The sequence below is a fragment of the Streptococcus sp. CSL10205-OR2 genome (assembly GCF_025660655.1).
GTDB lineage: Bacteria > Bacillota > Bacilli > Lactobacillales > Streptococcaceae > Streptococcus.
Genome location: NZ_JAOTIN010000006.1, coordinates 1 through 14,004, shown reverse-complemented (window position 1 = coordinate 14,004; position 14,004 = coordinate 1). Strand labels below are relative to the sequence as shown.

The 14,004-nt window shown below is 34.1% G+C and carries 10 protein-coding genes and 1 riboswitch; of the genes, 2 read left to right on the top strand and 8 right to left on the bottom strand.

Annotated elements, in window-relative coordinates:
* Positions 1–369: 369 nt before the first annotated feature.
* The 3 genes from N7659_RS04210 to N7659_RS04200 all read right to left on the bottom strand — a co-directional run bounded on the left by N7659_RS04210 (position 370) and on the right by N7659_RS04200 (position 7,870).
* Positions 370–5,742, bottom strand: coding sequence for a beta-N-acetylglucosaminidase domain-containing protein (locus tag N7659_RS04210; RefSeq protein WP_263275980.1), 5,373 nt, complete (start codon positions 5,740–5,742; stop codon positions 370–372).
* A 276-nt stretch (positions 5,743–6,018) separates the two neighbouring features.
* Positions 6,019–7,287, bottom strand: coding sequence for a nucleobase:cation symporter-2 family protein (locus N7659_RS04205; protein WP_263275979.1), 1,269 nt, complete (start codon positions 7,285–7,287; stop codon positions 6,019–6,021).
* A 1-nt stretch (position 7,288) separates the two neighbouring features.
* The gene (locus tag N7659_RS04200; protein WP_263275978.1) at positions 7,289–7,870 is read right to left on the bottom strand and encodes a xanthine phosphoribosyltransferase; all 582 of its coding nucleotides are present in this window, start codon (positions 7,868–7,870) and stop codon (positions 7,289–7,291) included.
* Positions 7,871–7,970: 100 nt separating this feature from the next.
* A riboswitch (purine riboswitch) is annotated at positions 7,971–8,066 on the bottom strand.
* A gap of 184 nt (positions 8,067–8,250) precedes the next feature.
* On the opposite strand from N7659_RS04200, the gene N7659_RS04195 reads away from it, so the two are divergent.
* Both N7659_RS04195 and N7659_RS04190 read left to right on the top strand, forming a co-directional pair.
* A complete protein-coding gene (locus tag N7659_RS04195; protein ID WP_263275977.1) occupies positions 8,251–9,144 on the top strand; it encodes an ABC transporter ATP-binding protein in 894 nt (297 codons plus the stop codon).
* Positions 9,141–10,358, top strand: coding sequence for an ABC transporter permease (locus tag N7659_RS04190; protein WP_263275976.1), 1,218 nt, complete (start codon positions 9,141–9,143; stop codon positions 10,356–10,358). The genes N7659_RS04195 and N7659_RS04190 overlap by 4 nt, the downstream gene beginning before the upstream one ends.
* A gap of 30 nt (positions 10,359–10,388) precedes the next feature.
* Here the strand turns inward: N7659_RS04190 and N7659_RS04185 are convergent, their stop codons facing one another.
* From N7659_RS04185 to N7659_RS04165, 5 genes are all read right to left on the bottom strand, one after another.
* Complete coding sequence (locus tag N7659_RS04185) at positions 10,389–10,799, bottom strand: hypothetical protein (protein ID WP_263275975.1); 411 nt, start codon at positions 10,797–10,799, stop codon at positions 10,389–10,391.
* Between the two features lie 100 nt (positions 10,800–10,899).
* Entirely contained in the window at positions 10,900–11,292 is a 393-nt protein-coding gene (locus N7659_RS04180; RefSeq protein ID WP_263275974.1) for a hypothetical protein, read from the bottom strand.
* A gap of 103 nt (positions 11,293–11,395) precedes the next feature.
* Positions 11,396–12,349 carry a hypothetical protein gene (locus N7659_RS04175; RefSeq protein WP_263275973.1) on the bottom strand — a complete coding sequence of 318 codons (954 nt, stop codon included), beginning with the start codon at positions 12,347–12,349 and terminating at the stop codon, positions 11,396–11,398.
* Positions 12,350–12,502: 153 nt separating this feature from the next.
* Positions 12,503–12,925, bottom strand: a complete 423-nt coding sequence (locus tag N7659_RS04170; RefSeq protein ID WP_263275972.1) for a hypothetical protein — start codon at positions 12,923–12,925, stop codon at positions 12,503–12,505.
* Positions 12,926–13,020: 95 nt separating this feature from the next.
* The gene (locus N7659_RS04165) at positions 13,021–13,722 is read right to left on the bottom strand and encodes a DUF6287 domain-containing protein (protein ID WP_263275971.1); all 702 of its coding nucleotides are present in this window, start codon (positions 13,720–13,722) and stop codon (positions 13,021–13,023) included.
* Positions 13,723–14,004 lie beyond the last annotated feature (282 nt).

Here is a 14,004-nt window from a genome sequence, read left to right as displayed (position 1 = left end):
ATTGCTTAATAGTAGTTAACAACCTTGATAACAATAATTAACAATTCTTTTTAATTAGCCGACTAGTCAGACTATTCAATGAATTGTTCTATTTATAGTAGTCATATTAGTTTTTCTAACAGCATAAAATTGTCCTATTATTAATAAAACCATATTTCTAATTATGATTATATAGATAAAGAGTAGAAAAAACAATCTCTTTTAGACTATTTTATTTTAATAGGACTATAATTTTTAATTATATCTTTTCTTTGAGCTTGATAATACTTGCTTTAAACGAACTCGCAAATAAAAAAGAGGAAATAAATAATTCCCTCTTTTTAAGCTGTTTCTTCTACAGATAAACCAACAATTGTCCTTTATTAAAAATTAGTCGATTTCTCTTTTCTTTTTACCATATCCGTACAAGCTTAGAGCTGATAATAAAGCTAAACCACCTACAACACTTGTCACATTAGAATCGCCTGTTTTTGGTAATTCTTTTCTTGAGTCAGAAGAAGAACCATAAGACATTTGTTTGGTTTGCTCTTTTGTCATTGCCTGCTCATTAGTGGCACCTTTTTCAGATGATGGCTCTTTTGTGTTTGGAAGAGTTTTATAAACCACTCCATAATCACTAAAATGCTTAGCCACAAAGATAATTCCAAACTGAGTTTGTCCTTTTTCATCGATAAATGTTGTCGGTGCAAATTCTAATGCTTCGGCCTGATCACTGTTTGGTAGATAAATGACTTGAGCAACTTCTTTTCCTGCGTCTATTGGTAAAATGACAAGACTATTTTTTAGGGGACTAATGACTTGTCCAGAATCATCTGTTAATTCAATATCATAGAGATCATAGTCTAATCCTTTAAGAACTTGAGGCGTTTCTTTGTCCAAGGTTTCTTTATGTGCCACATTAGCACCTGTAATCAGAGAAAGTTCACCTTTTTCCAGCTGAATACGAACCCCTGTTTTCAAATCAACAATTTCTTTTGCTTCTTCTAAGAAGGTCACTTCTTCTAATTGATGACTTGTCCCTTTTCCTGTTTCAAAAACAATGCTTGGCAAATCTTCAGTAGTAGGAGCAGTTTTTGGCACTTTAGTTTCTAAGACAAAATCTGACTCAGGTAACTCATAGCTTGGTGCTGTGTCTGGCACCTTAGTTTCTGGGACAAAGTCTGACTCTGGCAACTCATAACTTGGTGCTGTGTCTGGAACTTTTGTTTCAGGAACAAAATCTGACTCTGGTAATTCATAGCTTGGTGCTCTATCTGGAACTTTTTCCTCCAGTTTACCCATAAATTCTGGTAATTCTTCTGCAAAGACTCCCTTACCATTTTTAACAAGACGATCATTAGTAATGTCATCATAGTAAGTCTTCACTTCATAAATTTCAACAGGATGGTTGTCCCATGATAATTCTAAATCAAGCAGGTGTTTAACACTACTTGGAAGTATCACTTTGCTAAAGCTTGACTGAAGATTATCTAGATTTATCCAGCGACTTGCAACATTTTGATCATAGTTTTCACTATTTTCAGCAACTCTAGCACGTACTCTTATTGGTGCTTGAGAAGTCGCTGTTGACAAAATAGTGATATGGTTGTGATTTGTATTTTCAGAAAGATGATAGACTAACTTACCTGCTTCGTTATCTAACTGATAGGTCGTCAAAATTTTGCCATCAACAATGTGATTAGCTAGCGACGCTCTTGTTTCAATATTTTTTGTTTCAACCGTTGGATCATTAACTGTCTTAACAAATTCACCATCGTTTATCACAAGTTCAGTAAATGCCATGAAACGTTGTAAATAATCAGCTGTGAAGAGAATTCTCAAATAATTAGCTGCCACAGGTGATGCAAGAGTTCCTTCGATGAAACGATTTCCAGGATTTTCTGAATCATGTGTCCAGCCATCATCAAGTGAACTATCTCGAGTAGGATTTGTGACACCATCACCAACCGTTACCACATCAGTCCAGTTAGTACCATCTTCACTAACTTGAATTTTACCATCACGCAAGTAGTTTTGAGTACCATCTTGGATGTAGCCTCTTATCTTCTTGATATTTCTTGTTGTTCCAAGTTTGATAACAACCTCACCGTCACGTCTTTGGAAATCACTGAATTCCACATGGCGATCTAACTTACCGTCAAAAAGATCTGATAGATTATTGATATTACGAACATCATTTGCCCCATAATAGCTATTAATTCCCATTGTGGTAGATTCTAAACTATTAGGCAAAACTTCAACTGTTTCTAAAATCAAGTGGTAATCTTCAAGTGATTGTGTCTCATTTGTTTGGTTGACGAGACGAAGGTATCTGACTAGATTGTGATCTGCGATTTGATCTTTAGTAAACCACTCAACATTGTTTGGTGAATAAAGAAGACTTAACGGCGTATTAATCGTTTCACCGCCAGATGTTTCTAAGGCAATGTCTTGCAATTCATGAAGACGTTCTAAACGTAAACCAATATAGTCACCAGAAGCTAGTTGATGTGCTCCTTCAAGAATCAGTTTGTATTGATTGTCTTCTACATAAGTTTTGCTATTTTTTAATGACTCAACGTTGGTATCAGTATAGTCAAGAGTTCCTGAATGACTTTCTAGCATAAATTGTGAGATACGCCACCACTTGTTCATAGCCTGATGATTAGTGATGCGAATAGCTTTCGCAACAATGCCAGTGTTTATTTCAATTTTTCTCTCACCATTAACATCTCTTAGTTTATGCCAGGTCACAAAATCATCAGAGTACTCAATCACTCCTCTAGCAATCTTGTCACCTTGCCCTTGAGTAATTGTTACTTTGGTGATTTCTGTTGGATTTTCAACACTTACTTGGACCCATGCACCTTGAGGTGTATTATCTTGATTATTGGCATTGGCAAGCATTGCTTCGGTGTTTGGATCATTATCTAAAATATTATTTTGGTTTCTTCCAAGTTTATAGACAAGATTATTGCTGTGGGTTACTGTTAATGCTAAATCACTATTATTTTTATTAGCTTCTAATGGACGATTAACAGCAATCTCACGAACACCTAACCATGTATTTCCTTTAGCGGCAGTGGCGATTAAGCGTACTGCTTTTGCAGTGATATCTAGACCTTCCAATTGGATAAGGGCTTCATTACCAACAAGTCCTTCTTTTTCAATTTGAACCCATTCATCTGCTTCATTAAGATACTCTACTTTAGCTTGACTAAAGGTATCACGCAGATTTTCTTTTGTTCCCATCGCAAAGATAAGAGAGTTGATTGCTTGAGCTTTACTAAATTCAAGGCCAACATAATCACCAACAGCAATACTATTTGGTGTTGTGCTGAGAATCTTAGTAGACAAATCACCATCTAAAATACTATTGAGGTCACCACTTGCAATCGCACGATTTGTCATAAATGATTGTTGCACTTGACTAGGATCTAATGAATTTTCGACTTCTTTTGATAATTCATCTAAAAGTGTCAAAATAAATGGTCTAATATGTTGAACACCTAGTTCTGCATTTTGGTAACCACTAACATACCAGAAGCGATGAGTTTTTGAGGTGTTATAAAAATCTAAACCTGACTTATAATTTTCCCAAAGTTGAGTTGTATTGTCTGTTTTAATGTATTGGGTAGCTGTCAGCAATTTATCTAAGGCATTCATTTGATCGATAGTATTATCTAACCAATAGATAATCTGATCTTTCATACGACTATAGCCATTAGCTTTATATGTTTCAGCAGCAGTTTTTAGCTTGGTGAACTCTTGGCGCAATTCATCTCTTTCTGCTGAAATATCTTCGCCAGCTTTTAATTTGGTGATGAAACGTGTGAGTTTTGGTGCTAGTTCAATAGACTCTTCTAGTTTAACAACACGAGTATCCATATTTTGGTTAATCATGTGTTTTCCTAATTCTCTAAAGGCATTAGCTGTTTCTGATTCTTTAAAAGTGCCGTTTTCAGCAAAATTAAAGGCCATGTCATTAACACTTTTTGCTTGTGCCACTGACTTCCAGAGTTTCCATGTGTATTCTGCTGCTGAGAATAATGCAATTTTAGAAGGTTCTGATTGTTGCATTGGGTTTAACATAATCCCAGCAATAAGACTTGGATCAACATTAGGTTGTAAGAATTGCTCACCACCACCTAAAATGAGATGTTGTTTCGAGTTATCTGTTGTTGGCCAGTTAATCCAGAGTTGAACAGGACGGTAAGTGGCACCGTTTGCTGATAGGTTTGTTTTTAAATTATTAAGGAACTGATTGGTTACTTGTCCCCAGATACGTCCACCAGTCAAAGTTAACGATGAGGTTTCTGGTAAACCGCTATTTAAAGCTCGTAATTCAGCTTCTGTTCCATTTCCCCAATATTCATGAGGAACAAAAATCATTTCTTTTCTTAAGCCGGCATACTCTGTTTGTTTTTCAGTTAACCACTGCGTTAAATCAGTCATTAATTTGTTATAACTTGCTGCGCCTCCAACTGGAGTGGCTGCATCGTCAGCTAAAATACCAAATTCACGAACACCAACATCTAATAATTGTGTGAATTTAGCCTTGATAATATTTAAATCATCCTCGTAGAAACGATAGTTGCCTTGTGTATCTTTATCAAAACGAACTGGGTTTGACATGAAAGGATGGATGGTCCATACATAACGTGTTTTCGATTGATTCCCTACACGCGCTAACATTTTGATTTCTTCTAGCTTATCATCTGGATAAAGTTCTCTCCACTTGCTATTATGATAAGGATCGTCTTTTGGCGCAAAGACATATTGTGTCATTTTAAGGTCGCCACCATAGCGCATCAATTCTGCTCTATCTTCATTTGACCATGGATTACCATAATAGCCTTCAATGAAGCTACGATTTTTAATATCAGCATAATCTTCAACAACGAGTTCACGAAGCACAGGCACATCACTATCTTTTAGCATGTGTTTCAAACTGGTTAAACCATAAAACACAGCATCTGTATCTTTACCAAGGACTGAAATGGCATTGTCTTTAATCACAATGGAGTAAGCATCGATTTTATCAAATAAAGCGGCATCAATTTGTGACGAAGCTTGGTGTTGACTGGCTAAAGTGTCTTTTCCTCGAATACCCAATAAGATATTTGGTGTTGTTGTCTCTAGTGTACTTGATGTGGTATAAGAAATCTGGTTGGCTTGAAGAATTTCTTTCGCACGATTACTGGTGTAGATGTCAACATCTTGACCAACCACCAAATGAACACCTTGATCAAGACGTAAAATGCCATCACCATATGTTATTTTTTGAGGTGTAGGATAAATGACATACTCTTTTTCAAGATAGGCTTGATCAGTAACCGCTGTATCAACCTCTTCTTTTGAGAAATCTGGTGTCGCTGTGTATTGATTTTCTAAGGCTACTGTACCATCAGGAGCTACTTCGACATCGGTTGCCACAGCCTCTTCTGAAGCATTATTATCTGTAGTGGCTGTTGGTATGATCGGTGCTTCAATAGCATTTTCTTCATTAAGCTCAACATTAGTTGTTGCTTCTACTTGGCTGTTTTCTTGTTTAGCAATAGTTTCAGTCCCAGAACTTATTGCTTGATCAGCTGTCACATCAGTAGTCGTTACTACTGTTTCTTGATTAGCTTCTGCTAAAACTGTAACAGGTGATACGCCAAAAAATAACATCCCAACAACAACTGATCCAACCCCGATAGATGTTTTACGTATGGAAAAATGATATTTTTTCTCACCCTTGTTTTGTCTGTGATACGCCATAACTACCTCCCTAAAATATTATTGGCATTCTATTTTTACTTTCTAATAAAACAATAATCACTGTAAGCGTTTTATCATTGTTATATTAACATATTATCTCATTTTTTTCTATACTTATTGTCAGATTTTGTTCTTTTTTTACCACTTTCTGTTTTGATGATGTTTAACAATGATAATGGTTATTAAAACGGCTATAGAAACTAACAAAAAAGAAAGTGGTAAACCAACAAAAAAAGCTTTTCCGATGTGAAAAGCTTTCTTAGACGAAAGATAGCATTATTTTGACTGTTTACCATTTAAGATAAGATTTAAAACGACTGCAAAAATTGTAACGATAACAATCCCATTGGTTAAAAACATTTGAAGTGTATTGGGTAAGCTATGGAAGATATTTGTCCCGTTAAAGCCAACACCTGCTGCAATGGATACCGCAGCGATAATAAAGTTATTTTCATTGTTTTTAAAGTCAACTGCATTTAGCATCTGCATCCCTTGTAGGGCAACCATACCAAATAAAACTAGCATAGCACCACCCAAGACTGGGCTTGGAATCATTTGTGCCATCGCTCCAAACTTAGGAACAAGACCTAAAATGACTAGAAAGAGAGCTGTGTAATAGATAGGACGTCTCGTTTTGATGCCTGATAGTTGAACTAAGCCTACATTTTGTGAAAAGCCTGTGTAAGGGAAGGTATTAAAAATACCTCCAAGTAAAACAGCGAATCCTTCAGAACGGTAACCATTTCTTAAACGTTGACTGTCTAACTTATCATTAGTTAAATCAGAAAGGGCCAGGTAAACACCTGTTGATTCAACCATTGAAACCGTAGCAATAATACACATCATAATGATTGAGGTGATTTCAAACTGAGGTGCCCCAAAGTAAAAGGGTTGCGGCACATGAATGAAAGGGGCTTGTCCTACTACAGAAGCATCAACAATTCCCATAAAAGCTGCAATGATTGTTCCACCAATTAAACCGATTAAAATGGAAATGGATTTGATAAACCCTTTAGCAAAGGTATTTATCACTAAAATAATAGCAATTGTCACTAAAGCCAAAATCATTGATTGAGCAGTTGGTTGAGGAGAATTATCACCCATGTTACCCATCGCAACTGGAATTAAAGTCAAACCAATCGTTGTTATAACAGAGCCAGTGACAATTGGTGGAAAGAAATTAGCAATTTTTGAGAAAATACCTGCCACAAGAATCACATAAATCCCTGAAACAATGAGGGCTCCAAACATATAGCCCGTTCCTTGTTTTGCACCGATAATTGATAGTGGTGCAACGGATTGAAAGGCACAACCCAAAACAACCGGTAGACCCACACCGAACTGTTTTCTTAACTGCAATTGTAAAAAAGTTGCAACCCCACACATAAAGATGTCAGTTGAGATGAGATAAGTCAGTTGCTCAGAAGAATAGCCAAGAGCACTAGCAATCATAATCGGCACTAAAATTGAACCTGCATACATAGCTAAGAGATGTTGCAATCCTAAAATAGCTGCTTGTGAGTGTTTTTGTTCGTTTAATTCCATCTTAAATATCTGCCTCCCCAAAAATAACTTTACCATTTTCAAAAGCTTTGATGCGAGCTAAAGACGTCACTGGAACTCCCAAATTCTCTAGTAAAGAACGACCGTCTTGAAAAGATTTTTCAATGACAATTCCAACACCTGCTACTTTTGCTCCTGTCTGACCAATAATATCAAGTAAACCTTTTGCAGCTTGACCATGGGCTAAGAAGTCATCAACAACTAAAACAACGTCATCAGCATTCAAAAACTTACTAGCTATTGACACTGTGCTTTTAACTTGTTTGGTGAATGAGAAAACTTCAGCTGTTAAAACACCCTCATTCATAGTAATATTCTTAGCTTTTTTAGCAAAAATCATTGGAACACCAAGTGCTTGAGCGGTGTATATAGCAGGTACAATACCTGAGGCCTCAATGGTCACTACTTTTGTGATGCCAGAAGTCTCATAATGCTTAGCAAAACACTTACCGATTTCTTGCATGAGCTCATAGTCAACTTGATGGGTTAAAAAGCTATCCACTTTTAAAATCCCTTCTCCGATGACGTGACCATCTTTTAAAATACGCTCTTCTAATAATTTCATTGCTTCTCCTTTTTAGATAAAAAAAGAGCTTGCCAAGATCTGATAATCTCTATAAGAGTTATCAGTCTTTTTGAGTTTCATTGGTTAATGAAAAATCTCAGCAAGCTCAAAGCCCACTTATTGTTAGACATTACGGTGTCTTGTAGAGACGCTGCGCCAATTCACAGCATAAATAAGTTAACAGTTTTATATTCTTTTTTAATAAAACTATTTTAACAAAAACTAAATCAAATGGGAATATGCAAATAAAAAAAATACTAAATTTCTTGACAAAAAATGTAAAGTGAACTATACTTATTTTGTAAAGCGAGCTATACATTTTATGTTAGTTTTAATGACTAACAAGAAAATTTTTTTAGTAATGGTTAGGAGGATTAGAAATGATTACTATTTCACGGTTATCAAAAAGCTACGGTGACAACCAGGTTTTAAAAGATATCTCGTTTGATATCCCTTCTGGTAGCATTTGTGGTTTGATTGGTAAAAATGGATCAGGGAAAACAACACTCTTTCATTCCATTTTAAATTTTGTCACTTATGAGGGCAATATCCTTTTGGAAAATCATGCCTTGTCGACAAAAGATTATAAACACATTGGCTATCTGCCAGAAGAAAGAAGTCTTATGCCCAAGCTAACAGTTTTTGAACAAGTGCGTTATCTGGCGACTTTAAAAGGAATGTCGACAAAAGACATTGCTAAAAAATTACCTGTGTGGATGGAGCGTTTAGAGGTTAAAGGAAAATTAACGGATAAAATTAAGAGTCTCTCAAAAGGGAATCAACAAAAAATTCAATTGATTATCACCTTAATTCATGAACCAGACTTCATCATCCTAGACGAACCTTTTTCAGGGCTTGATCCGGTCAATACAGCATTACTTAAAAAAGTTATTCTTGAAGAGAAAAAACGTGGTGCCAGTATTATCTTTTCTGATCATGTCATGACGAATGTTGAAGAACTATGTGATGAACTCATTATGATTAGTGAAGGACGTCTTGTTTTAAACGGTAGTATACAAGCTATTCGAAATCAATTTGGTAAAACACGTCTCTTTGTTTCAGATGAACTTGATAAAAAGAAACTGGAAGAATTACCACATGTTGTCTCTGTTAATCACACTAATCAAGGAACTTGGCGTTTAGTCTTAGATGACGAAAAAGCAGGACAAGAATTATTCCAATTAATCACAAATGGTCAATATGTCACAACATTTGACCAACAAGCCCCTACTATTGATGAAATCTTTAAAATGAAATCGGGGGTTGCACTATGAAACAGTTACTATTAGTTGCCAAAGAATCTTATTTTAGACAAGTCAAATCCTGGGCCTTCTTTTTCATGGTGATTTCACCATTTATCTTTATTTTCTTTTCCTCAGTCATGGGGTATATCGGTGCTAGTACTGCGATGAGAGGCACTCAGGTTGCTATTGTTACTGAAGATAAATTGATTGAAGAAGCTTTTATGAGTCAACTAGATTATAGTAATGACTACCCAGACACTCAGAAAGCACAAAAAGCACTTGATGAGGAAGAAATTGCTGGCTATTTAGAGGTTGACACAAGTGAAACACAATTGAAAGCCGTTTATCACGGTGATAATCCCTTATCTGACTATGACAAAGGGTTTGTCACACAACTTTTAAATAGTTTTCAGCAAACTAGAAATACCTTGTCTGCCCAGCTATCACAGGAACAAATGTCTCTTTTAGCAACTGAACCACAATTACAAGAAGACATTAAAGAAGGGGCACAACTTGAAAATAGTGGTAAACAAATTGCCTTTTTTGGACTAGTCATGCTGATGTATATTATCATTATTACCTATGCTAGTACGACTGCTCAAGAAATTGCCAATGAAAAAGGAACCAAAATTATGGAAGTTATCTTTTCTAGTATTCCTGCAGACCTTTATTTTTATGGACGTATCATTGGATTTTTAGGCGTTATTGTCACTCACGTTGGTATTTACGCTCTAGGTGGTTACCTTAGCTTTCTTGGCTTATCTCAATTTTCTGGCACCAAGGAAATGGTGGCATCGATTCAACCACTGCTATCAAGTGTTTTTGAACATCTTGATTGGAGTACGATTTTATTTGTTGTGTTGGGTATCTTTATTTACGTAATATTAGCAGCACTTTGTGGCTCTCTTATTGTCCGTGTTGAAGATGCTTCAAAAGCTGTCCAACCTGCCATTTATCTTGTTATCTTAGGATTTTTTGGGGCATTATCTTTAGGACAACAAGGTTATGATCACATTCTTTTAAAGATTGGTTCTTATATTCCATTTTTATCTTCATTCTTCATGCCGATTAGATTAATCAATGGCTATGCAACAACAACTGAAAGTATTATTTCCTTAATAATATTACTAGCTTCTGTTGTCGGATTAATTATTTATATTGGTAAATCCTACTCAGGTCTCATTCTTCAAACAGATGACTTAGGCTTTATTAAAAATCTTAAACGTAGCTTTTCTAAAAAATAAAAGCATAAAAAATAGAGTAAGACAACTGTCTTACTCTATTTTGATAGGATTATTTTCTTGAGAGGCTTCTATTTTTTTAATATCAAAAATAGGGAATAAAAAAGCGGATAATAACATCAGAATAAAAATAGTTAAAATAAATTTAGGTATTGGAATAAAAATAGATAATATTAAAAACATCCAATAAAATCGAAAATATCGAAAAACAAATTGATTAAAATGATTGGCGACCAAAACTAGATCATCACCATCTGTAACATTAATAGAAACTTTTCTCGCAAGAAATGGTTTGACTGTCAGGATTGCTTGTGATTTAGAAAGGGGAATTGTTACGGTTTCCTCTTCATAAATCTTTGCGACAATATCACCATCTAGATAAACTTTAAATGCTATATCATTATTAGTCAGTTGAATTTTTTTTCGAGTCAGTGTTATTGCCACGATAGTCTCCTTTTCTTAATTATTTAAATACTATTTTACATTATTACTAAATGATATTAAAATAAAAAGTGACTTTATTTCATTAAATGAGAAGAAGTTTTTATGATTCTTCAAGGGCTTCTATTTTTTTAATTTCAAAAACAGGAAATAAAAAAGCTGATAACAAAAGGACTAACAAAATAATTGAAATAAAATTAGGTTTTGGGACAAAAAAAGATAATATAACAATAATCGAATAAAAAATTAAAGATCGGTAAACCATTCGATTAAAACGATTGGCGACCAAAACTAAATCATCACCATCTGTAACATTAATAGAAACTTTTCTCGCAAGAAATGGCTTGACTGTCAGGGTTGCTTGTGACTTAGTAAGGAGGATTGTTACGGTTTCCTCTTCGTAAACCTTTGCGACAATATCACCATCTATATAGATTTTAAATGCTGTATCTATAATAGTCAGACTCATCTTTTTTCTAGTAAGTGTTATTGCCATTTTCCCCTCCCTGTTAAAAAATGAAAGATGATAATTACCATTCTTCTTTATTATATCATACTAAAAAGGCTAGATATTTTCTCTCTAGCCTTATGTCTTGTTACTATTCAAAATAGGTTTTGCTGATGACTTGCCATGTCCCAGAAGTATCATCTTTTTTTTCTAGATAATCTGAATCATTAATTCTATAAAGACCAGTCAATGAATCACTGTTAGAAGCTGAATCATCATTTTGACGTATGTCCACGTAAACTAGACCGTCATCCCCTTCATAGAATGAATTTAAATAATTTTCTTCAAAAGCGCTATTATCAACGATTTCTGACAAGTATAATGTTTTTATCCAGCTAATCGTTTTTTCTGCTGTTAAACTAGTTTTTTCTAATAAATCTGTGTCTATTACTGTATCATCTTTTAAAGAAGGTGTTTTGTTTGGTCTTGTTGCCTTCATATAATAACTTGGTGCATAATCAAACTCTTTATCAGCTCTAACTGACCATACTTGAGGGTAAATCGCATCACCATCAATTAAGATACCAATATCATATTTAACGTAATGACCGCCGTATCCAGAATAATGAAGTGCTGTAGTATCAGTACCAGAAGCGATTTCATAGCGATATAACTGATTTCCCAATGAAATCAACTTATCAATTTTGGTCGTGTAAACCTTGCCATCAAATTCCCTAGTCACAGTCCCATCAGGATTAAAGGTGACGATATAGTTTAAGAAAGGATCATTTATTTCCCACTGGCCTAATAAGGCTTCTGGAAAAACGCTTGTTGTGGTTTGAGCCACACTATTTTCTTGAGGGACTTGTTTAGCATTTTCATTGACTGTTTCTTTTGGTTTGTCAAAATTGTTTTTCACCTCAGATGGACTAGTTTTAATTTTTTTATTATCTGTTGAGCTTGTTTTTGTCGTTTGTTTCACACTATGATTAAAAGAGTTTGATAATGATTCTTTTTGATTGCTACGAGTTAAAAAAATGAATAAAACACTGGATAGCAATCCTAACATAATAACGGATGCTAATAAAAGACGTGATTTTTTCATAATTGATCTCCTTAATATCTTTTATACCGTTATTATATACCTATTTGTCATCTAATGCAAATAATTTTGTAACATTTTAGTAATATTTTGTAACTTTTTATTAACAAAAATAAATAATTAACTTTGATTATGATTATAAAGACAATTACTATGTTATTGATTCTCTATTTTTTCAAAACTATAATGAGGAAATTTCTTTAAAAAGATATCAATGACATAAGCAAGAATAACCAAAAGTAAACCACAAAAAAGTCTGATTGGAAAAGCTAGGTTTTGCGCAACACTAGCAAAAGGATAATATAGCATCAAAAACATCAGTAGCATGAATAGCCAATTATATTTTAAATAAAAACTTTCTTTTATTTTAATGGTTTCCCCATCAAAAACCGTAATGGTAGAACTTTTTAAACCTGTTTTAAAATCTCTAACTTGTAGTGTTACCTCTTTTGCAGGTAACTCATAAGATTGTTTGCGATGATATTCTTTGAATTCCTCTACAGACTGACCATTAATAATCACATCTAAGGGCGCTTCTGATCTGACATCTTCTTTTTTTCTAAGCAACAAGATTGTCATTTCTTTTCTCCTTTCATCTGACTTCTTTAATCGTATTATAACAAAATACTTTCAGAAAGAGTCTAATAATGAGGGAATAAACGACTTTAACTTTTTTATTCGTCTTCTTGATCAAACTCCTCAATCGTCACCACTGATTCAGGAGCTGTGGTATCATCAGAGACTTTGTAATAAGGCTCATACTCAGCCTTACTACTTTGACCAATGAGAATAGCATCCTGTTCATAAATAAGTTTTTCACCAGATGTCTTTGTGCCAGTAGGAACAATGGCTAAACTAGCCCCTCCTATCAGTGACTCTCTTGAATAAATACCAGCTTTTAATATATTATTTTCTATTCTAGAAATTTGAATGTCGTAAGTATCATTAACAATTTTCTTACCATCATCATTATAATATATGATTGCCACTACACCCTTGTTATCAAAGATAATAGCTTGACCACTATAATTTTCCCAAGTTCCTGCAATACTTGAAAAATCACCATTTGAAATAGCTTCTAAATTAATATTAGAAAGACTTTTATCTGTATTAGTTGGGTTTTCTACTTTTGCTTCTTCTTTTATTGTCACAGGATTTTTTTCAGTGTCTAAATTCGTTTCTTTATTAGTAGTCTTAGACTCTTTTGTTGTCACTTTTGATGCTTTATCCTTTTGTTTAGTTGTCTGAACGGTGTTATCAGTCACTTTTTTTGCCTCTTGTTTCTTTGTTTTAGAGGGTGTTAACAAAAAGAGAGTAAAAACGACTAAAATAATTAATCCTAAGATTACACTAAAAATAATACCTGTTTTTTTCATGATAAATCTCCTAATCTTTTTTCTATCATTATTATACACCTCTTTGTCATCTAATTCAAATAATTATGTAATGTTTCTGTAACGTTTTGTAATATTTTATTATTAAAACTTTGTTCCATCAAAAAAATCACCTTATAGGTGATTTTTCTTATTTCGCCCAGTTGTAAAATGAAGTGCAACAAAAAAGACATATTCATCTGTTATACTAAAGTCGCAAAACACAGTATAAAGGAAAGATGAACATGTCCATTAACTATTCTACCACAAAACACCCTTATTGCC

Coding starts and splice junctions, on each gene's coding strand:
- N7659_RS04210 (WP_263275980.1), bottom strand. CDS start 5,742: ATGGCGTATCACAGACAAAACAAGGGTGAGAAAAAATATCATTTTTCC.
- N7659_RS04205 (WP_263275979.1), bottom strand. CDS start 7,287: ATGGAATTAAACGAACAAAAACACTCACAAGCAGCTATTTTAGGATTG.
- N7659_RS04200 (WP_263275978.1), bottom strand. CDS start 7,870: ATGAAATTATTAGAAGAGCGTATTTTAAAAGATGGTCACGTCATCGGA.
- N7659_RS04195 (WP_263275977.1), top strand. CDS start 8,251: ATGATTACTATTTCACGGTTATCAAAAAGCTACGGTGACAACCAGGTT.
- N7659_RS04190 (WP_263275976.1), top strand. CDS start 9,141: ATGAAACAGTTACTATTAGTTGCCAAAGAATCTTATTTTAGACAAGTC.
- N7659_RS04180 (WP_263275974.1), bottom strand. CDS start 11,292: ATGGCAATAACACTTACTAGAAAAAAGATGAGTCTGACTATTATAGAT.
- N7659_RS04175 (WP_263275973.1), bottom strand. CDS start 12,349: ATGAAAAAATCACGTCTTTTATTAGCATCCGTTATTATGTTAGGATTG.
- N7659_RS04170 (WP_263275972.1), bottom strand. CDS start 12,925: ATGACAATCTTGTTGCTTAGAAAAAAAGAAGATGTCAGATCAGAAGCG.
- N7659_RS04165 (WP_263275971.1), bottom strand. CDS start 13,722: ATGAAAAAAACAGGTATTATTTTTAGTGTAATCTTAGGATTAATTATT.